The sequence below is a fragment of the Salisaeta longa DSM 21114 genome (genome assembly GCF_000419585.1).
Lineage (GTDB): Bacteria > Bacteroidota > Rhodothermia > Rhodothermales > Salinibacteraceae > Salisaeta > Salisaeta longa.
Genome location: NZ_ATTH01000001.1, coordinates 3,015,888 through 3,037,265 on the forward strand (window position 1 = coordinate 3,015,888; position 21,378 = coordinate 3,037,265).

The 21,378-nt window shown below is 64.3% G+C and carries 14 protein-coding genes and 1 CRISPR repeat array; of the genes, 9 read left to right on the plus strand and 5 right to left on the minus strand.

The window, feature by feature from the left end; translation table 11 throughout:
- The first annotated feature begins 838 nt into the window (after positions 1-838).
- The 3 genes from SALLO_RS17075 to glgA all read left to right on the plus strand — a co-directional run bounded on the left by SALLO_RS17075 (position 839) and on the right by glgA (position 5,515).
- Positions 839-2,716, plus strand: a complete 1,878-nt coding sequence (locus SALLO_RS17075) for an Rne/Rng family ribonuclease (RefSeq protein WP_022836673.1) — start codon at positions 839-841, stop codon at positions 2,714-2,716.
- A gap of 241 nt (positions 2,717-2,957) precedes the next feature.
- The gene (locus tag SALLO_RS0112630; RefSeq protein WP_022836674.1) at positions 2,958-4,229 is read left to right on the plus strand and encodes a glucose-1-phosphate adenylyltransferase; all 1,272 of its coding nucleotides are present in this window, start codon (positions 2,958-2,960) and stop codon (positions 4,227-4,229) included.
- A gap of 62 nt (positions 4,230-4,291) precedes the next feature.
- Positions 4,292-5,515 carry a glycogen synthase gene (gene glgA / locus SALLO_RS0112635; RefSeq protein ID WP_022836675.1) on the plus strand — a complete coding sequence of 408 codons (1,224 nt, stop codon included), beginning with the start codon at positions 4,292-4,294 and terminating at the stop codon, positions 5,513-5,515.
- 8 nt (positions 5,516-5,523) lie between these two features.
- Here the strand turns inward: glgA and SALLO_RS17080 are convergent, their stop codons facing one another.
- From SALLO_RS17080 to SALLO_RS0112665, 5 genes are all read right to left on the minus strand, one after another.
- Entirely contained in the window at positions 5,524-5,793 is a 270-nt protein-coding gene (locus SALLO_RS17080) for a hypothetical protein (RefSeq protein WP_022836676.1), read from the minus strand.
- 599 nt (positions 5,794-6,392) lie between these two features.
- Positions 6,393-7,640: direct repeats of the CRISPR family, unit length 28 nt; unit sequence GGTCTATCCCCGCGTGTGCGGGGTCATC.
- 183 nt (positions 7,641-7,823) lie between these two features.
- On the minus strand, positions 7,824-9,821 hold the full coding sequence (locus tag SALLO_RS17085; RefSeq protein WP_051141384.1) for a pyridoxal phosphate-dependent decarboxylase family protein: 1,998 nt from the start codon (positions 9,819-9,821) through the stop codon (positions 7,824-7,826).
- A gap of 67 nt (positions 9,822-9,888) precedes the next feature.
- Positions 9,889-10,425 carry an RNA 2',3'-cyclic phosphodiesterase gene (thpR, locus tag SALLO_RS0112655; protein ID WP_022836677.1) on the minus strand — a complete coding sequence of 179 codons (537 nt, stop codon included), beginning with the start codon at positions 10,423-10,425 and terminating at the stop codon, positions 9,889-9,891.
- Positions 10,426-10,591: 166 nt separating this feature from the next.
- Positions 10,592-12,232: a chaperonin GroEL gene (gene groL / locus SALLO_RS0112660; protein ID WP_022836678.1), complete on the minus strand. Its 1,641-nt coding sequence runs from the start codon at positions 12,230-12,232 to the stop codon at positions 10,592-10,594.
- A gap of 37 nt (positions 12,233-12,269) precedes the next feature.
- Positions 12,270-12,560 carry a co-chaperone GroES gene (locus SALLO_RS0112665; protein WP_022836679.1) on the minus strand — a complete coding sequence of 97 codons (291 nt, stop codon included), beginning with the start codon at positions 12,558-12,560 and terminating at the stop codon, positions 12,270-12,272.
- A 313-nt stretch (positions 12,561-12,873) separates the two neighbouring features.
- On the opposite strand from SALLO_RS0112665, the gene SALLO_RS0112670 reads away from it, so the two are divergent.
- The 6 genes from SALLO_RS0112670 to SALLO_RS17090 all read left to right on the plus strand — a co-directional run bounded on the left by SALLO_RS0112670 (position 12,874) and on the right by SALLO_RS17090 (position 21,362).
- Positions 12,874-13,902: a DUF6929 family protein gene (locus tag SALLO_RS0112670; RefSeq protein ID WP_028567238.1), complete on the plus strand. Its 1,029-nt coding sequence runs from the start codon at positions 12,874-12,876 to the stop codon at positions 13,900-13,902.
- 371 nt (positions 13,903-14,273) lie between these two features.
- On the plus strand, positions 14,274-14,891 hold the full coding sequence (locus tag SALLO_RS0112675) for a class I SAM-dependent methyltransferase (RefSeq protein ID WP_022836681.1): 618 nt from the start codon (positions 14,274-14,276) through the stop codon (positions 14,889-14,891).
- A 108-nt stretch (positions 14,892-14,999) separates the two neighbouring features.
- Positions 15,000-16,688, plus strand: coding sequence for an arginine--tRNA ligase (argS, locus tag SALLO_RS0112680; RefSeq protein ID WP_022836682.1), 1,689 nt, complete (start codon positions 15,000-15,002; stop codon positions 16,686-16,688).
- A gap of 209 nt (positions 16,689-16,897) precedes the next feature.
- Positions 16,898-20,098 carry an isoleucine--tRNA ligase gene (ileS, locus tag SALLO_RS0112685; protein WP_022836683.1) on the plus strand — a complete coding sequence of 1,067 codons (3,201 nt, stop codon included), beginning with the start codon at positions 16,898-16,900 and terminating at the stop codon, positions 20,096-20,098.
- A gap of 43 nt (positions 20,099-20,141) precedes the next feature.
- Positions 20,142-20,654: a TraR/DksA family transcriptional regulator gene (locus tag SALLO_RS0112690; protein ID WP_022836684.1), complete on the plus strand. Its 513-nt coding sequence runs from the start codon at positions 20,142-20,144 to the stop codon at positions 20,652-20,654.
- Between the two features lie 45 nt (positions 20,655-20,699).
- Positions 20,700-21,362, plus strand: a complete 663-nt coding sequence (locus tag SALLO_RS17090) for a signal peptidase II (RefSeq protein ID WP_022836685.1) — start codon at positions 20,700-20,702, stop codon at positions 21,360-21,362.
- Positions 21,363-21,378 lie beyond the last annotated feature (16 nt).

Consider the following 21,378-nt stretch of genomic DNA (forward strand, 5'->3'; position numbering starts at 1 on the left):
CTGCGGCTATAGCACCATGCGTGCTGCACGAAACCGTGCGAACCGGCCGTCTGCGCAAGCATCGCGTGGAGCGTACGGCGTGCGTGGGTGTGCGATCCTTCCAATGTACCGCGCCAGCCGCGAAGCGCCCGTGTGCGTGCCTGAAAGCCCTTTCAGCCACGTGCCGCCTAAAACAGCCTGTGCGTTATCGTGTGGGCTGCCGGTCTGTATCGGCAAATACATCCATGATATGCACAAGCGTAGCGGGATATGCAAGAATTTCTATTAAAGCGGTCTGCTGGGGGGTAAACGGCTGCGCCCCCACCCGCGGGCCGCGCGTGTCCATGCGCCTCCTGGGGCAGGCCGTGGGCGCCTGTCGATACCGCAAGCTGCCGGCAACGCCGGGCACAGGAGATTGGGATCATTTGGTGCAATTCGGAGATACCTTACGTTGTAATGCCATACATGCGCTGTTGCGCTCCATCCGCTTGCCCCTTCAAGCGGATTCCTCCTGTGCACAGGGCGCCCGATTCGCTCGGGGGCCGCGTGCGCGCCGAGGGGGCGCCTCAGCGACCCGGGCCACCGACGGACCCCCGGCCCTTCATCCATTGAATCGTTTTTGTTCACAAAATAGAGCGAGCGTCCGGTTTCGGATCGTTCCCGCAGAGCTGCACGGCAGCTCGCATCATTCCGCTTCCTACTGTTTGTGTTTACCCATCGAGTTTCGTTGCGCGTAATGATGCCCGTACATCGCCCGAAAGCTCAACGCGTCATTCACCTTCCCATAAAAAACCACGGCGGATGATCGTTTACAGGGACCTGCACCATCGAACGGATTGCGCTGGCTCTTCAACCGCATATGTCAAAAGAAATTGTTGTCAACGTTGCCAATGAGCAAACCCGCATTGCGATCGTCGAGGACGACACGCTCGCCGAGCTGTACATCGAAAACGCGGATCACAAGCGCACCATTGGTAACATCTATCTGGGCCGCATCCGCAAGGTGATGCCCAGCATCCAAGCGGCGTTCGTCGACATCGGTCAGGAGCAGGATGCGTTCCTGCACTTTTCAGATCTCTCGGAAAATGTGCCGTACCAGCTGCAGTTTTTGCAGCAGAATGAGCCACAGGTGCAGGTGGTTGATTTGCCCGAAGATGGGGACATGAAGAAGGGCGACCCGCCGTCGTCGAAGCTGCGCCACGGGCAGTCGTTGCTCGTGCAAGTAACCAAAGAGCCCATCGCCAACAAGGGCAGCCGCATCACCACCGACCTGTCGCTCGCGGGCCGCTTTTTGGTGCTGGTGCCGCTGCAAAACTATGTAGCCATCTCGCGCAAAATTGACGACAACAAAGAGCGCCGCCGCCTGAAGGCCCTGGCCGGCAGCCTGGTGCCCGAAGGGTTTGGCGTGATTGTGCGCACGGTGGCCGAGGGCCGCGATGCAAAGTCGCTCGACAAAGACCTGAAGCTGCTGCGCGAGCGCTGGCGCCGCGTAGAAAAGCGCCTTGCCGGCGACCCGCAGCCGCCGCTGCTGGTGCACGAAGATGTCGACATGGCGTCGTCCATCATCCGCGATCAGTTCTCGGAAGAGTACGACCGGATCCTCGTCGACCACAAGGCCCTCTTCCACAGCATCCGCAGCTACGTGCGGGCCGTGGCGCCGTCGATGGTCGACCGGGTGGAGCTGCACGACAGCAACGCCCCGGTTTTCGAAGCAGCGGGCATCCAGCGAGGGGCCGACCGCGCCTTTCGCGACCGCGTGGAGCTGCCCTCGGGCGGCTACCTCTTCATCGAGCGGACGGAGGCGATGCACGTGATCGACGTGAACTCGGGCCGGTCCGGGCGCGGGCTGTCGCAGGCCGAAAACTCGCTGAAGGTGAACCTGGAAGCAGCCCGCGTGGTGGCGCACCAAATCCGGCTGCGCGACCTGGGCGGCATCATTGTCGTCGACTTCATCGACATGTACGACGAGAAGGACCGCAAGAAAATCTACGATGAGCTGAAGACGTGCTTCAAGGAAGACCGGGCCATCACGAAGCTCCTGCCCATGAGCGACTTTGGCTTGGTGGAAATTACGCGGCAGCGCCTGCGGCCAAGCATCACCACCACGTTCTCTTCGGCATCGGGCGGCGGTGCGTCGGCGAGTGATGAGGAGGGCGGCGACCAAGCGGCCCTTGAGCGCCACCGCCGCGCGGCCGACCGGTTTGAGCAGAAGGCCAAAAAGCTGGAGGCGAAGGTCGCGGATTTGCAGAAGGCCCTTGAGGAAGCCCGCGACGAGGCCCGCGAGCCGAAGCGCGAGGCGCAGCGCCTCCGCTTTCAGGTGGAGCAGCTCCGTAAGGAGGCCGAAGCAGCCCGCGCCGACGCCGAAAAGGCCCGGCAGTCCGGCGATGCGCCCGAGGCCGTTCCCTCAAGCGACGGCGCCCCGCCCGAAGCCCGCGACTCGACGCCGGCCATGACGCAGGCCCCTGCCAACGTGCAGCCGTTTGCCCCCGATGCCCTGGTCGATCGCATCAGCGCGTGGGTGGCCGACCACAAAGACGCCCACCGCACCATCACCGTGCGGGTGCATCCGTTTACCGCGGCCTACCTCACCAAGCCGGTGCCCAGCTGGCCCACGCAGTGGTTCATGGATCACATGGTGCGGGTGCATCTCGTGGCCGATGCCGACGTGGCCCCCAACGCCTTTCGCGTTGAGCAGACGGATGGCGGCGAGGTGCTCACCGAAGATGCCCTCACCTGAGATCCGCTCTTAAAACGCTCCGCGTGTTGGCCGCGTGCCCTACCGGGGCAGCCTGCAGCACCCATCGCATACGCCCCACCCCGCGCAGTCCATGCGTCGGTTGGGGCGTTTGTGTTGGGGCGTGGTGCTTGGAGCGGCATACCGGGGGCGGCAGAAAAAAGGTTGCATCAGCGCGGGGCAATCGCTTTCTTGTAGCCACGGTCCGTGCGCTCCTCCTCCATCGAAGCCCGCTCTCCCGCTTATGAACTCTGATATCCTCACCATCATTTTGGGCGGCGGCGCCGGGACGCGCCTGTTCCCGCTCACCAAGCTGCGCGCCAAGCCCGCCGTGCCACTCGCGGGCCGCTACCGCCTGATCGACGTGCCGGTGTCCAACAGCATCAACTCGGACATCACGCGCATCTTTGTGCTTACGCAGTTCAACTCGGCAAGCCTCAACCGCCACCTCATGCAAACCTACCGGTTCGACCGGTTCAACAACGGGTTTGTCACGGTGCTGGCCGCCGAGCAGACACCCTCGTCCAACGACTGGTTTCAGGGAACCGCCGATGCGGTGCGCCGCAGCTTTTCGCACATCGAGGGCTATCGCCACGAGAAGGTGCTGATCTTGTCCGGCGATCAGCTCTACTCGATGGATTACCAGAAGATGCTGGACCACCACGAGGCGTGCGGCGCCGACGTGACCATTGCCACCATCCCGGTGACGGCCGACAAGGCTTCGGCGTTTGGCATCTTGAAGACCGATGCCGACCACGTCATCACCGAGTTTCATGAGAAGCCGCCGCAGGATCAGCTCGACGGCAAAGAGAGTCCGGTAACCGAAGCGCTCGAAGCCGAGGGCCGCGTGTATCTGGCGTCGATGGGCATCTACATCTTTGATCGGACGGTGCTGCGCGACCTGCTCGACGCCGATCCCGATGCGCACGACTTCGGGAAGCAGATCATCCCGAAGGCCATCGACGAGTTGAAGGTGGTTAGCTATCCGTTTACGGATTACTGGAGCGACATCGGGACGATCGACTCGTTCTACCGCGCCAACCTGATGCTTACAGAGCCGGAGCCGCCGTTTAGCCTCTACAATACCGAGCGGCCGCTGTACACCAACGCGCGCATCCTGCCGCCGGCGAAGGTGCAAAGCTCGTACGTGCAGGAGTCGCTCATTGCGGAGGGGAGCCTGGTGGTGAATGCGCAGATCTCGCACTCGGTGGTGGGTATCCGGTCGTACATTGGCCCCAGCACCACCCTCAAGAACACCGTGATGATGGGGGCCGATCACTTCCGGTGGGACACGCGCGAGCGCCGCGGTTACATGGAGGGCCCCGATCAGCCGGGCATTGGCGCCGAGTCGTACGTAGAGGGCGCCATCATCGACAAGAACGTGTCCATCGGCAAGCGGTGCATCATCAAAAACCGCGACAACATTCAGGAGGCCGAGGAAGACACGCACTACATCCGCGATGGTATCGTGGTCATTCCCAAAAACACCGTCATCCCCGACGACACGATCATTTAAGCGCTCGTTGGCTCCCCCCGTGCGGACTGTTCTGTTGGCCCTCACCCAATTTCCCCTAAGCGATGAAAATTGTTCTGTTAACCAACGAGTACCCGCCCAACGTGTACGGCGGCGCAGGGGTGCACGTGGAGTATTTGACGCGCGAGATGGCTGCGCTCGATGACGGTGCCCACGACATTACCGTGTTGTGTTTTGGCGATCAGGAGGTCGACGCGGGCAATGTGCACGTGCGGGGGGTACAGCCGCCGGCGCCGCTGCCGCATCAGGAAGCGCGCCACAAGAAATTTTTCGATACGATGGGCCGCGATGTGGTTATGGCGGGATCGATTGCCGCGGCCGATATTGTGCACGGGCACACGTGGTACGCGCATTTGGCCGGGTGCCTGGCGAAGCAGCTGACCGGTGGCAAGCTGGTGCTCACCACGCATTCGCTAGAGCCGCATCGTCCGTGGAAAGAAGAGCAACTGGGCACGGCATACCACGGCAGCCGCTGGGTGGAGCGCACGGCTTATGAGAACGCCGACGGCGTGATTGCCGTGTCGAGCGCGATGAAAGACGACGTGCAAGCCTTGTACGACGTCTCGGCGGCCACCGTGCAAACGATTTACAACGGCATCGACATTGCGCAGTACCGGCCCACCACAAACGAGGCGGTGCTGCGCGCGCATGGGGTAGACCCTGCGCAGCCGTACGTGCTGTTTGTGGGGCGCATCACGCGGCAGAAAGGCATCCTGCACCTGGTGGAGGCGATCCATCACATGAACGACGACGTGCAGGTGGTGCTGTGCGCGGGCGCGCCCGATACCGAAGCCATTGGCGCGGAGATGACCGCGCGCGTTGAGCGGGCACGGACCGAGACGCCCAACCGCATTGTGTGGATCGACGAGATGCTGTCCAAGGACGACGTGATTGCGCTGTACAGCCACGCGGCCGTGTTTGTGTGCCCGTCGGTCTACGAGCCGTTTGGCATCATCAACCTGGAGGCGATGGCGTGCGAGACGCCGGTGGTGGCGTCGGCGGTGGGCGGCATCCCCGAGGTGGTGGTAGACGGCACGACCGGCGTGCTGGTGCCGTGCGAATCCTCGACCCCCGAGACGTTTGCGCCCGACGATCCGGCGGCGTTTGCGCAGGACCTGGCGGCGGCCGTCAACGGACTCATGGCCGATCCGGAGCAGCGCGCTGCGATGGCCCGCGCGGCCCGCGCACGGGTGGAGGCCACCTTCAGCTGGCGCGCCATTGCCCGGCAGACGGTTGACTTTTACGAGCAACTGCTACAGACCGCGTAAGGCGTTGCCTATTCCCGGCGTATGTCTAAAATCCGCACAATGGGCCCTACCATGTAAATATCAGCGGCGTTTTCCAATTGGTCGGCGCGGCCACTAACGCGGAGCCCTTCTTCTTGAAACGCGGATGGCAAGTTGGTTGGACGGTAGGTTGTACCGTCATCCGATTCTAAAACCCATACGCCGCCCTCTACTTGTACGAACTGAACGGTGGCTTCAAACGAAAAGGGGCCGGTCGATGCCTTCTCGCCAGTAGCATCGCAGCCGGCGAGCAGAAGCATGAGCACTAAGGGAAGGTAACACAGACGTCGACGCATGATAAACCTCGTCTTTGTCTTAATATGCAACGTACAGGGTTCTCGATAAGAAGCCTAAATGATGCGATTATGAAGAGCAAATTCAATTTGGGAGTTCCGGTTCCACATCTAAAGCGCATGGCAGGTCGTGGCAAACAGTGCAACCGCTTTGGCCCAGAGCAAAAAAGAGGGCTGGTGCAAGCCCTCACCCTTCAGGTCGGGGGCTACCCATACCCCGATACCGGAATATTAGACGCGGCACCAAACGCTTGAAACCGGACGTGGAAGAGTTTGGGCCTGAAGGATTGCAAAAACTTTTTAGAGGACGAGCGGTCTCCGATGAACGGGAGTCTAATACCGACCCACTTGGGTAGCACGACGAGGCGGTTGCGGCGGCTGACCGATCGGCTGGAGCGTACCAGCCCGCTGATGCGGGACCTGGCCGAGGTGATGCTTGAGGGCGTAGGGGACAACCTGAGACGCGAGGCGGAGGCCGGCGTGAGTAACAACAAGCCCTACGCGGCGCTCATGCACGGTCTATTGGGGCCATCGTCTCTTTAGTGACGGACTTCGCCTGCGCTTTCGGTCTATCCCCGCGTGTGCGGGGTCATCTTTTTTTTCTCTAAACCGCCAAAACCCATGGACGGTCTATCCCCGCGTGTGCGGGGTCATCGTCGAAGAGGTACGCGCGTGCTGCCGGCGCTGCGGTCTATCCCCGCGTGTGCGGGGTCATCTTTTTTTTCTCTAAACCGCCAAAACCCATGGACGGTCTATCCCCGCGTGTGCGGGGTCATCGCGACGGCTGAGCGCGTGGTGGCGTACATCTACGGTCTATCCCCGCGTGTGCGGGGTCATCGTGTGCCGGTTGCGGCGCTTGTTCGTGTACTCGGGTCTATCCCCGCGTGTGCGGGGTCATCATTTTCTTCGGCCCACAGGTCAACTTCGCCATCGGTCTATCCCCGCGTGTGCGGGGTCATCGCCTGCATGTCTCGAAGCTCAAACAAAATCATGGGTCTATCCCCGCGTGTGCGGGGTCATCATCACGGAGGTGCTGGGCGACGAGGTGAGCCGCGGTCTATCCCCGCGTGTGCGGGGTCATCACACAAAAAGACTTCGCTTCTTCGTCGATGCACGGTCTATCCCCGCGTGTGCGGGGTCATCCCGCTTACGTCCTCGGGTCGCTGCACGATCTTCGGTCTATCCCCGCGTGTGCGGGGTCATCGGGTCTATCGTTACGGATTCGTCCGGCGTGCGAGGTCTATCCCCGCGTGTGCGGGGTCATCGCACCACCCAATTACACACAAACGCCGAACGTCGGTCTATCCCCGCGTGTGCGGGGTCATCAGGCGGCGCTTCTTCTTGGGCTCACTGGCCCAGGGTCTATCCCCGCGTGTGCGGGGTCATCGTGTCCAAGCGGGGGCGAGGGTGGTGACTGAGCGGTCTATCCCCGCGTGTGCGGGGTCATCGCAGCCGCGCGAAAAGGTCGGCGCCAGCTTCGAGGTCTATCCCCGCGTGTGCGGGGTCATCGCACGCCGACAAGGGAAAACTCCGTCATGTCGCGGTCTATCCCCGCGTGTGCGGGGTCATCGTTTTTGCGAACCTGTCCACGACGGTGGACGGCGGTCTATCCCCGCGTGTGCGGGGTCATCCCAACGTCAAGCCTGCGGCGGTTTCGGCGGCAGGGTCTATCCCCGCGTGTGCGGGGTCATCCTGCCATGACTGTCCCTCTACTTGTTCGTTACCGGTCTATCCCCGCGTGTGCGGGGTCATCACGGAGCGCCGCAGGCCGATCCGTCGCCCGGAAGGTCTATCCCCGCGTGTGCGGGGTCATCCCTGCGCCGATATGTCACGGCACAGGTGTTTCGATCCCAGTATATCAAAGAACATCTGCGAATGCAAGCTCGCCTTCTGTCATTCCGGCAGCTTATACAAGATGTTGAGTGGTGCGTTCTCTTGCAAGTGCCACGCGCTGGCGTGGATGTCTCTACGATTCTTTAGTGGCGATCGGCCGCGCCTTACGGTGCCACATCGTGGGCGATCGTGTAGATGTAATCGGCCACGCGGGTGGCAAACGGCGGGTCGGCGGCGTTCCAATCGGCCTGGAAGGGGTTCATCAGGCAGGTGCGGAGCAGCTGAAGCGACGGCGCGGTGGCGCGGGCGTCGTGCAGGAGCGGCGCGGGGAGCCGGTCGGCCAGCACATGATCGTAGGCCGCGGCATCGACTTCCGTCTTAGAGATCAACAGGTCGTACTGGTTGATGTCTTCCCGCCCGTCGACGGTCATGCGTTGCCAGATGCGCTGGCTGTAGGCGTTGAGGGCGTCCATGCTCCGGCAGGAGGCTGGGATCAGCAGGAAGCAGAAGGCCACTGTTTCGGGGGGATGGAACGGGACCAGCCGGATCGAGCTGTCGGCGAAGCGCTGCGTGAGTGCGTCGTGCACGCGCTGGTTGGTGGCGATGCAGGCGCGCAGCATGCGTCCGTGGCCCGCGGGCGTGAGCGGCACCAGCTCTTGCGAGAGGTAGCAGCTCACCGCCGCCGCGCCGGGCCGCGAGCCCTCAAGCGTCCACTGCCCCAAGAAGCCATCAAAGCCGGCCGTGGGGTCGTCGTGCAGGTAGGGCGCCGCGTAGGCAATGGCTTCGCGCACGTGGTAGTCCCGAAAGAGCACCGCCCCGCTCGGGTAGGGCACGTAGCCAAACTTGTGCGGGTCGATGGTGAGGGAGTCGGTGGTCGACAGGCCGGCTAGGGCCGCGGCATTGTCGGTGCGGAGCAGCCCCTCGGGACCGGCCAGGTCGGCCGGAAGATCGTCCGGCGCCACAAACGCGCCGGTGTCGGTTTTGGGCAGCATCGCGGCAAAGAAGCCCCCAAAGGCCGCGTCGGCGTGGTGCCAGAAGGTGAGGCCCTCGGCGGCCAGGGCCGAGCGGACGGCGTGCACGGTGTGCATCGGGTCGATGGCGCCTTCCTCGGTGGTGCCGCAGATGGAGACGACGCCGAGCACGGGCTGCCGCTCGCGGACGCACGTGTGCAGGCGCTCGGCGAGCGCGTCGGTGTCGAGGCGGATGCGCTGATCCACCGGCACGGTGTGCAGGGCATCGGCACCGAGGCCGATCAGGTCCATGTTTTTCTCCCAGCAGTAATGCGCGGCCTGCGAGATGAGGACGATGGGCAGGCGGGCGGGGTCTTTGGGGAAGGCTTCGTTGTAGCGCAGCAGAAAACCGGCCAGGCCGGCCTTGCGCACGTTGGGCAGCGCCTCCTCAAAGGCCGTGCGGCGCGTGGGGGCGGCCGCATCGAGGCGGGCGGTGATGCGCAGGTGCAGGTCGGTGATGGTGTCGATGGGGAGGTTCGACAGGGCAAAGGTGGAGAGCGCGTCGAGCGGGGCGGTATCGCCCGCAGCGGTTGCTACCGACAGGCGGCCCATCGCAGCGAAGCGGTCGTCGGTGGCCGCCAGAAGACGCACGGCCAGCGGATACAGCCGGATGTTGCGGGCAATCCACAGGGCCTCCAGGTTGGCGGTGGTGCCGCCGCTGCACAGGTGGCCCCAGCTGAAGGGGGTACGCTCGGCGCGCGCGTCGTCGGGGAGCGTCTGCGGCACAAACGTTGGGTAGTTCACCATCCGCGCCAGGGCGGCCATGTAGGCTTGCTCCTCGCGCACCGTCTCGGGGGATACCTCCGCCACCACGTTGTTCTGGTTGTACAGCATCCCGGCAAAATAGCCGATCAGGGCGGGCAGCGAGGGGTCGCTGACGATGTGCGCGGCCTGGCGGGGCGAGTAGATGGGCGCGGCGCGCTTCAGCTCGGCCAAGATCTGGAAGAGGCGGTCGCGCAGGTGGGCCATCTGCTCGTTGTAGGCCGCCGAGCGTTTTTCGCGTTCGCCGATCAGGCGCGGGTCGCTGGGGTGAAAGTTGCGCCGCCAAAATACATGGTCGCGCAATACCTCCAGCAGCAGGCGCTCCAGCTCGTCGGCGTTTTCGCCTTTGGGACCGAGAAAGGTGGCGTGGTGCAGGGCGTCGGTGGCCATGGGCAGGCGGGTTGGTGAGGGGCAGTTGCGGGGCTGCACGCCGCGGGGCGCGGTCTGTTTCGTGGCGCTACGGGCCCAGCGGATGCGTAGTAACGGCGTCGTAGCGGGCGCCGTCGGCGGTTCGGGTGCTTCGGTATAGCGTGAGGGCCGAGACGGTGGCCGCGGGCCAGGCGGCGGCCTGGGCGCGGATGAAGCGGTGCACGGCGCGGGCGTCGGGATCGTTGAGGCGCGCCAGCGTGATATGCGGACGAAAGGGGCGGTCGTCGGGCGAGACGCCGCATGCGGCCAGGGCGTCGGTGACGGCTGTGTGCACGGCGACCAGCGATTCGGTGCGCTCCAAGCCCACGGTGAGCACCCGCGGCGCGCGACGGGAGGGGAGCGCATCGAGGCCGTACGGCACCAGGCGGGCCGGCGGGGCGCCGATCTGGGCGAGCGCCTCCCCGTACGCGGCCCGCTCATCGTCGGTGGCCGCGCCGATAAATGCGAGGGTGACGTGGTACTGCGCCGGGTCGACCCAGCGGCCGGGCACGGCGTCCGGATGGCGGTGGGCGGCCGCGGCGGTGCGCAGCGTCCCGGGAAGGTCCAGCGCAACAAAGAGGCGCATCACAGCGGGCGGGTATGGGCAGGAAAGACGCGGATGAACCATAACCCGCGGCGCCGCAACAGATCCCGCACCGGCGCGAGCGGAACGCCCGACCGCCGCCCACAAAAAAGCGAGGCCGCCCGTTGGGGCGCCCCCGCTTGGTACATCGACCCGAGCGACCGAGCCGTTAGAAGTCCATGTCGCCCATGTCGCCCATGTCGGGCATGTCGTTGCCGCTGTTGTTCTTCGCGGGCTCCGGACGTTGCGCGATGATGGTTTCGGTGGTAAGGAGAAGGCCCGCGATCGACGAGGCATTCTCAAGCGCGGAGCGCGTGACCTTCGTCGGGTCGAGCACGCCTTCCTCCAGCAGCGCGCCGTACGTCTCCGTCCGCGCGTTGAAGCCGAAGTCGCCCTCGCCGTCCTTCACCTTCTGCACCACAATCGAGCCTTCCAGCCCGGCGTTTGAGGCAATCTGGCGCAGCGGCTCTTCGAGCGCCCGGCGAATGATGCTGATGCCGATCTCCTGGTCTTCGTTCTCCACCGAGAGGTCGTCGAGCGTGTGCAGCGCCCGCAGGTAGGCCACGCCGCCGCCCGGCAGCACGCCTTCGGCCACCGCGGCCCGCGTGGCGTGCAGGGCGTCTTCCACGCGCGCCTTCTTCTCCTTCATCTCCGGCTCGGTGGCCGCGCCAACCTTCAGCACGGCAACGCCGCCGGCGAGCTTCGCGACGCGCTCTTCGAGCTTCTCGCGGTCGTAGTCGCTCGTGGAGTTTTCGATCTGCTGACGGATCTGGTTGACGCGCGCCTTGATCTGGTCTTGCGCGCCGGCGCCGTCTACGATCGTCGTCGCATCTTTGTCGATGATGACGCGCTGGGCGGTGCCCAACTGATCGAGCGTCGCGTTCTCCAGGCGGTAGCCCTTCTCCTCGCTGATGACGGTGCCGCCGGTGAGCACGGCGATGTCTTCGAGCATGGCCTTGCGACGGTCGCCAAAGCCGGGGGCCTTCACGGCCGCGACCTTGAGCGTGCCGCGCAGCTTGTTCACCACGAGCGTGGCCAGCGCCTCGCCCTCAATGTTTTCCGCAATGATGAGCAGCGGCTGGCTCTGCTGGGCCACCTTCTCCAGGATGGGCAGCAGGTCCTTCATCGCGCTGATCTTCTCGTCGAAGATCAAGAGGCGCGCGTCCTCAAGCTCAACCGTCATTTCATCATTGTTCGTGACGAAGTACGGCGAGAGGTAGCCGCGGTCGAACTGCATGCCCTCCACGACGTCGAGGTGGGTCTCCAGCCCTTTGGCCTCCTCTACGGTGATAACGCCGTCCTTACCCACGCGGTCGAACGCGTCGGCGATCAGGTCGCCAATCGTGCGGTCGTTGTTGGCCGAGATCGTGGCCACCTGGGCAATTTCCTTCTTGCCCTCCACGTTGTTGCTCTGGTTGTGGAGGTCAGCCACAATGGCCTCCACGGCGTGGTCGATGCCACGCTTGATGTCCATGGGGTTGGCGCCGGCGGTGACGCTCTTCAGGCCCTGGTTGATGATGGCCTGGGCGAGCACCGTGGCGGTGGTGGTGCCGTCGCCGGCCACATCGGAGGTCTTCGAGGCGACCTCCTTCACCATCTGGGCGCCGACGTTTTCGAGCCGATTCTCCAGCTCAATCTCTTTGGCAACGGTCACGCCGTCTTTGGTGACGGTGGGCGCGCCGAAGGACTTTTCGAGGATGACGTTGCGGCCTTTCGGGCCGAGGGTCACTTTTACAGCATTGGCCAGCGTATCGACGCCCCGCTTGAGCGCCTCGCGGGCCGCAGCATCAAATACAAGTTGCTTCGCCATGGGTCAGTCGTGTCGTTATATGTGGTAGAAACAGGAGCTAATCGTCAATGCGACCAAGCAGGTCGGACTCTTTCATGATGAGCAGCTCGTCGCCGTCAAGCGTCACTTCGGTGCCGGCATACTTGCCGTACAGCACGTGATCGCCCGCTTGCACGGACATCTCGATGCGCTGCCCGTTTTCAACCTTGCCAGGGCCTACCGAGACCACGGTGCCCTTTTGCGGCTTCTCTTTGGCCGTGTCGGGGATGTAGAGTCCGCTTTCGGTTTGCTCCTCCGCGGGCTCGGGGCGCACGGCAACGCGATCGGACAATGGGGTAAACGTAGCCATAAGAATATCAGGTTGTTAAACCAAAGAATCGTAAGAAAAGGGAAGCGCTTCATACAACGCGCTTCTACCGCGCCGCTCATCAAACCGTGTGCCGGCCTAGGCGCCGACGTGCTCGTTCACTTTTTCTCCACAATTAATGGAGAAAAGACGGGCCGCTGCACGTCATACGGGCCCTGTGCGTGAGGCATCGGACAAGGTGGCAGAAGCGCCGGCTGTCAGGGCAGCGTTATTTCTGGCAGAAGGGTTTGACATCTTGGCAGCGCGTCCCCGACCATGTGGGCAACCGTTCTGCCCATTGCCGCAACGATCCGCCATGAGCCAGTCCATTGCCCGCCGTTCCATGACGCATGACCCGGCGCTCGCGTGCCACATCGTGCGCTCCACGCCGCTCGTGTACGCCGACGACCCCGACGACACGGTCGACGACCGGCCGGCCCATGTGCGCGCCGCCTCGGGGCTGGTGTACCTGATTGATCGGATGGCACTTGTGCAGGACGATGCTAACTTTTTGGGCCTCGTGGACCCGTCCTCGCATGCCGTGACGAGCGTGCCGCTGCCGCCGGCGCCCGATGGCCGCCGCGCGCACGACTACGACAAAGGAACCGGCCACAACAAGCTCGATCTGGAGGCCTGCGTGGCGGTGCCCGGCACCGACAACCGGCTTCTGATTGCGTTTGGCTCGGGCTCCAACGAAAAGCGCGAATGGGTGGTGCTTGTGGATTGGCGGACGGACGGCGATCGGCCGCAGACGTACCTGCACCACGCGCCTGCGTTCTATGCCACGCTGCGTGAGGCGGAGCACTTTGCCGGCGCGGGCCTGAACATCGAAGGGGCGGTGTTTGTGGACGACGATACGCTGCGCCTCTACCAGCGCGGCAATGCCGACCCCACCGACGAATTTCCGGCCATCGATGCCACCGCCGACGTTTCGTGGAAGGCCCTGCGCGCGCACATCCAGGACCCGGAGGACGCCGCCCCGCCCACGCCGTCGCGGGTCATCCACTACGACATTGGCGAACTGCACGGCGTGCGGCTTACGTTTTCGGACGCCGAATGGCTGGGCGACGGGCGGGCGCTCTTCTCGGCGTCGGCCGAGCGCGGGACGACCGGCGAAGTGACCGGCTCGGTGCTCGGGATCATTGACGGATCTGATGACGAACAGGCGCGGTGGGCGGAGCTCATCGACGAAGACGGCACGGCCTTCGAGGGAAAGATTGAGGGTATCACGGTGCTTCCCGATCAGCCCCATCGCATCGCGTTCGTCATTGACGCCGATGATGCAACTGAGCCCTCACGCATCTACGAGGCCGAGCTGTCGGGCGACTGGTTCCCGGCGGGCTGAGAACCTGTTGTAGGCTGTGTTTAAAAACACCTCGCGGACTGCGCCCGGTTGGAGAGCCGCTGCTGCTGCGTTGTTCTGCATCGCGGTAGGCCCGCTACAGCTGCTTCGAACGCCGTGCAGCTTCGGCTTCCCCCTCGGGCTCGCGCTCACGTTGATTTTTCAAACACAGCCTAGGCTACGTTTGAACTCCTCCACCGTCTGATGTAACATCACAACAAGTTCTGAAGCGTGTGCGGCGGGGGCTTCACTGCGGAGATTGCCTGACGGCCCGCTCCATGCGCAAAGGCCCCTGGGCGTTGCAGGGAACGGATCCGCGGGTGCGGCATGGGATGCCCCGAGGCCCGCTTTTCGCCCCAACCGATTGCCCCCGCATGTCTGCTGAGTTTTGGAACGACCGCTTCGCCCACGACACGTTCGTCTATGGCACCGCGCCCAACACGTTCATTGCCGAAGCCACCGACGCGTGGCTGCCGCCCGGCTGCTCGGTGCTCGATGTGGGCGCCGGGGAAGGGCGCAACGCGGTGGCCCTGGCGCGCCGCGGCCACGCCGTGACGGCGCTCGACTATTCCGATGAGGGGCTGGTGAAGGCCGAAACGCTCGCCATGCGGCACGGCCTGACGCTGGATACGATACAAGCCGACGTGACGACCTGGACCCCCGAGCGGACGTGGGACGCCCTCGTGTGCACGTTCTTGCACCTGCCCGCCCCCGACCGCCCGCGCTTCTACGAAACGCTACAGGCGGCACTCGCGCCTGGCGGCTGGCTAGTCGCCGAGTGGTTCCGGCCCGAGCAAATCACCGAGGGCTACGACAGCGGCGGCCCGCCCGACGTCACGATGATGGTCACCCCCCAGGAGCTGCGCGACGCCTTCGATCCGGCGGGGCTGCAGGTGCTGCGCGACGCGACGCCCACGCTCGACGAGGGGCCGCACCACCAGGGCCCGGCGGCCACGGTGCAGTGCGTGTGGCACAAGCCCGACGCCGCATAGGGCGCACCGCGCGAAAACCTGTCGAAACGTCGCCCGCGCCTCTTTCGGAAGCGCGCGCCGGGTGGTAGGTTACTTCTCCTTCGCCCCGCCGACGAACCCTTGCGACCCATGCGCGACTACCTCCGGCAGCAGCTCCGCACCGTTCTGGATGCGCTCGATGCCGTGCCCGACGACTTTGAGATCGAACTGGAGGCCCCGGCGCGTCCGGAGCACGGCGACCTGAGCACCAACACGGCGCTTCGGCTGGCCGGGGTGCTGCAGGACAACCCGCGGTCTATTGCCGAGACGTTGGCCGAGCGGCTGCGCGCGGCGGTCGATCCGCACCGGGTGGCCGCGGTGGAAGTGGCCGGGCCGGGGTTCATCAACTTTCGCTTTGCGACGGACTACCTGTATGACGAGCTGGCCGACCTGCTGGCGGCGGGCGCGGCCTTCGGGCGGAGCGACGAAGGAGAGGGCCAGCGCGCGCTGGTTGAGTACGTAAGCGCCAACCCCACCGGTCCGCTCACGGTGGGCCACGGCCGTAACGCCGTGCTGGGCGACACCGTAGCCAACCTGCTGCAATGGGCGGGCTACGACGTGACCCGTGAGTACTACTACAACGACGCCGGCCGGCAGATGCGCGTGCTGGCGCAGTCGGTGCGGGCGCGCTACGAAGAACTGACGGGCGCCGTGGCGCGCGAGCAGCGCACCCTCGACGACGGCACCGTCGTTACGGTGGGCGAAACGTTTCCGGACGACGGCTACCTGGGCGACTACATCACCGACATTGCCCGATCGCTGCAGGACGAACACGGCGACGCGCTCCTCGACGAAGATACCCTGCGCCCGTTTCAGGACGCCGCTGAGGAGGTCATCTTTGCCGAGATAGAAGCCACGCTCGAGCGCCTCAACATCTCGATGGATACGTTCTTCAACGAGCGGTCGCTCTATAGTGACCACCGGGTGGAGCGCGTGGTGGAACGGCTCAAGGCCGCCGGCTACACCTACGAATCCGATGACGCCCTCTGGTTTGAGACCACGCGGTTTGGGAAAGACAGCGACACGGTGCTCATCAAAAGCACCGGCGAGCCCACCTACCGCACGCCCGACATTGCGTACCACGCCGACAAGTTCGACCGCGGCTTCGATGTGATCATCGACGTGCTGGGCGCCGATCACATCGCCACGTACCCCGATGTCATCAGCGCGCTGGAGGTGCTGGGCTACGATGCCGACCGCGTAGAGGTGCTGCTCTATCAGTTTGTGACGCTGGTGCGCGGCGGCGAGCCGGTAAAGATGAGCACGCGCCGGGCCAACTACGTCACCCTCGACGAGCTCATCGATGAAGTAGGCGCCGATGTGACGCGGTTCTTCTTCTTGATGCGCGCCGCGAGCACGCACCTTGACTTCGACCTCGACCTGGCCGCCGAGGCGAGCGATAAAAACCCCGTGTTTTACTTGCAGTACGCCCATGCACGCATCTGCTCGATCTTCGACAAGGCCGTTGCCGAGGGGCTGTCGCTCGACGACGCGCCCGATCTGTCGGTGCTCACCCACGACGCCGAGACGGATCTCATCAAGGAGCTGTTGCGCTTTCCGACGGTGATTCAGCGGGCGGCCGAAGCGCGCGCGCCGCACTACGTGGCCACGTACCTGCGCGACGTCGCTACCGCGTTCTCGCAGTTCTACGGGCACTGCCACATCATCGGCGAAGCGGAGGCGCTGGGCACCGCCCGGCTGCACCTGGCGCACGCCACGCGCACCGTGCTGGCCAACGGCCTGACCGTGCTGGGCATCAGCGCGCCGGAGTCGATGTAGCAGCACGCCGTGCCGGTCTGCAAGCCCGCCCTCCCAACCGCCTGCCGCTGCGCTTCTGTCGTGGGGTGCAGCGTGCGAGGGCGTGGGGCCGCCTCCGCAGCGCCTGGTACCGGCCGCGCAAGAACACCGCGTGGCACGTGCCGTACCGACAACGCACGCGCCCCGGCGCAGCGCATCACCCATTGTTAGACTCACCAACGCATCGCTTCATGGCCCCGTTTACGACCGTCAAGCACTTCGACCTCCCGGCGCTCGAAGAGGAGATTTTGGACTGGTGGTCCGACCATAACATCTTTGAGCGGAGCGTCGCCTCGCGGGCCGACGCCCCGGCGTTCACGTTCTACGAAGGCCCGCCCACGGCCAACGGGCAGCCCGGCATTCACCACGTCATGGCGCGGTCGATCAAAGACCTGTTTTGCCGCTACAAGACCATGCAGGGCTATCAGGTGGCGCGCAAGGCCGGGTGGGATACCCACGGGCTGCCGGTAGAGATTGAGGTGGAAAAGGAGCTGGGCCTCGAAAGCCGCGCAGACGTCGAGGATTACGGCCTGGAGAAATACAACGCCGCCTGCCGCGAGAGCGTGCTGCGGTACAAAGACCGGTGGGACACGCTCACCGAACGGATGGCCTACTGGGTGGACCTCGACGATCCGTACGTCACCTTCGAGACCGACTACATGGAGACGGTCTGGTGGCTGCTGAAGCAGATCTACGATCAGGACCTGCTGTACAAAGGCTACAAGGTGCAGTGGTACAGCCCCGGCTCGCACACGGTGCTGTCGAGCCACGAGGTGAGCCTCGGCTACGAGGAAACCCAAGACCCCAGCGTCTACATCCGCTTTCCGGTGCACGGCCACGACGATACGTACTTCCTGGCCTGGACGACGACGCCCTGGACGCTCATCTCCAACACGGCGCTCGCGGTGGGCGAAACCATCGACTACGTCAAGATCCGCCACGACGACCCGCACCAGGGCCCCGAGTTTTTGGTCCTGGCCGAGGCGCTGGTGGGCGACGTGATCGACGAAGACTACGAGATCGTGGAGCGCTACACCGGCGCCGACCTCGTGGGCCACACCTACGATCCGGTGTTCGACTACTTCACCGACCGCCCCGCGGCCGAAGGCACCAAGGCCTGGCACGTGGTGCCGGCCGACATCGTATCGACCGAAGACGGCACCGGCATTGTGCACATGGCCCCGGCATACGGCGCCGAGGACGATGCCGTAGCCAAAGACATAGGATTGCCGCTGTTCAACCCCGTCGACCTCGACGGCCGCTTCACAGACGAAGCGCCCCTGGTATCCGGCGAGTGGTTTAAGGACGCCGACAAAACCATCACCACCGATCTGAAACAGCGCGGGCTGCTGTACAAGCACGAGACGTACCTGCACAACTACCCGTTCGACTGGCGCAAGGGCACGCCCCTGATGAGCTACCCGGTGGAGAGCTGGTTCATCAAGACGACGGCGCTGAAAGACCGGATGGTGGAACTCAACGAAACCATCAACTGGCAGCCCGACGGCATTGGCACCGGCCGCTTTGGCGAATGGCTCGAAAACAACGTCGACTGGGCCCTCAGCCGCCGCCGCTACTGGGGCACCCCGCTGCCCATCTGGGTCAACGACGAAGACCCCGACGACCACTTCATCGTGGGTTCCATCGAGGAGCTGCGCGAGCGGTTTGGCGATCAGGTGCCCGACGACGATGATGCCATCGACCTGCACCGCCCGTACGTTGACGAGTGGACGGCGCCCGCGCCCAAGGGCGGCACCTACCGCCGCGTGCCCGACCTCATCGACGTGTGGTTCGACTCCGGCGCCATGCCCTTTGCGCAATGGCACTACCCGTTTGAGAACGAAGAGGCATTCGCGCGCAACTTCCCGGCGAACTTCATCGCCGAGGGGGTCGACCAAACGCGCGGCTGGTTTTACACGCTGCACGCCATCGCGGCCCTCGTGATGGACGACGTAGCGTACGAGAACGTGGTGGTAAATGGCCTGGTGCTCGACGCCGACGGCGCCAAGATGTCGAAGTCGAAGGGCAACACGCTGGAGCCGTTTGAGGTCATCGAGGAGTACGGCGCAGATGTGGTGCGCTGGTACATGATGAGCAACACGCCGCCGTGGGAAAACATCAAGTTTAGCCTGCGCGGGCTGCGCGACCTGCGCCGGAAGTTTTTTGGCACGCTGGAGAACGTGTACAGCTTCTTTGCCACCTACGCCAACATTGATGGCTTCGACCCGCAGGCCGAGGCCCCGTCGCTAGACGCGCGCCCCGAGCTCGACCGCTGGATCATCAGCCGGCTGCACACCACCATTGCCACGGTGGAAGACGCGATGGACGCGTACGACCCCACCGACGCCGCCCGCGCGGTGGAGGCGTTCGTCGAGGAGCTCTCCAACTGGTACCTGCGCCGCTCGCGCCGCCGCTTTTGGGCCGCAAAGAAAAACGGCACCGACGCCGCCACGCACAAAGCCGCCGCGTACCATACCGTGTACGAGTGCCTGCGCGCCACCGCGCACCTGATGGCGCCCATCGCGCCGTTCTTTGGGGAGTGGCTGTACCGGGCGCTCACCGACGCCGACGCGTCGGCCGCCGACAGCGTGCACCTGGCGTACTTCCCCGAAGCCGATGCCGCCGCGCGCGATGCAGACCTGGAGCACCGCATGGGCCTGGCCCGCGAGATCTCGTCGATGGCGCTGTCGCTCCGCAACGAGGAAGAAATCAACGTGCGGCAGCCGCTGGGCCGCCTGCTGGTGGTGACGGGCACCGGGGTGGCGCAGGCCGACGTGGCGCACGTCGAGGCGATCATCAAAGACGAGGTGAACGTCAAGTCCATCGAATATGTCGACGCCTCCGAGAGCACGGTCGTGCAGCGGTCGGCCAAGCCGAACTTTAGCCGCCTCGGGCCGCGCCTGGGGTCGCTCATGAAGCCCGTGAACCAGCGCATCCGGCAGCTCACCGACGACGAAATCACCGATGTCATCGAAACCGGTGGCCTCGTGCTCACCATCGACGGCGAAGAGGTGAAGCTGAGCCGCGAGGACCTGGAGATCACGAGCGAAGCCATTGAGGGATGGCTCGTGGAGCAGCGCGGCGGCCTGACCGTGGCGCTCGACCCGACCATCACCGACGCGTTGCGCACCGAGGGCCTGGCCCGCGAAAGCGTAAAGCGCATCCAGAACCTCCGCAAAGAAGCGGGCTTCGAGGTGACCGACCGCATTGAGGTGGCCTACACCGGCAGCGACGCCATGCAAGACGCCATTGCGGCGTACGACGCCTACATCCGGAACGAGACATTGGCCCTGGAGTTGGCTTCGTCCAATCAGCCGACGGGCGACGCGGTGGCCTCGTTTGAGATTGGCGACGAGCAGCTCACGATCGCCGTGCGCCGCGTGACGTCGTAACCCCGCCCCTGCGCGATTATTTCCTAGCAGTATTCTTTGCATTATGGCCGATAAGCAGCCCGAACATCTCGAAAGTCAGAACGCCGCGGTTCCGCTGCACAGCGAATCGACCATTGAAGGCGTGGAAGGGGCATCGCCCCAGGACGAGATCGACAAGGAAACGCCGTTCTCGGACGAGGAGCTCGAACACTTCAAGGAGCTGATCCTGAAGCGCCGCAAAGCGGCCCGCGACGACATTGAGCGCATGCGCGACCAGGTGCAGGAAGCGAAGGAGCAGGCCAACGACAACTCGGCCTACAGCTTTCATATGGCCGATGCCGGCACCGACGCCATGGAGCGCGAAAAGCTGCACCTGATGATTGCCCGCCAGCAGAAGTACATCGGGTACCTCGACCGGGCCCTTGAGCGCATCAAGAACAACACCTACGGCATCTGCCGCGTGACGGGCAAGCCCATTGCAAAAGAGCGGCTCGAAGCGGTGCCCCACACCGAAATTTCCATTGAAGCAAAGAAAGAACAGAAGCGCCGCAAGAAGCAAAACGATAACGATAGCTAGACGCGGGCGCGTTGCTTCCGCGAGCCTCGGATTTACGTTGGTACCATGCGTATTTTTTGGATCTCTGCCCTTGTTGTGTGTGTCGATCAGCTGACAAAGGCAGCGGTTGTGCAGCTTATGGTGAAGTACGAGTCGATCCCCCTGCTGGGCAACTGGCTCAAATTCACCTACACCGAAAATCCGGGTATGGCTTTTGGGATACAGTTTGGCCCGCCGGGCACCATCACGGTGCTCGCGCTCATTGCAACGGCGCTGCTGGTGGCCTACTGCTGGCACGTGCGCAACGGATACACGCCGTACGTGGCCAGCCTGGCCTTTGTGATGGGCGGCGCCCTTGGCAACATGATTGACCGTGTCTTTTACGGCGTCATCATGGGCTACAACGATTTGTTTTTGGGCCGCGTGGTGGACTTTGTCCACGTGAGCCTGTGGCGCGGCTTCATTCCGGAAGTGGTGCCCTTTATTGGCGGAGCCTACATGGAGCTCTTTCCGATCTGGAACGTGGCGGACATGGCCATTGTGCTGGGCGTGGTGGGCGTGCTTACGTTCCACCATACGTACCACCGCCGCCTGTACGCCCAGCAGCAGCGTGCCGTTGCGCTCGATGCCGAAGGCACGCCCCGGCCCGAGGCGATGCCCGCGCGCCCTGGGGCGTCGTCGTCTGCGCCCCTCCTTGACGATGCCTCGGCCGCAGAATCGAGCGCTTAGCCGCGCGTCTCGCCGT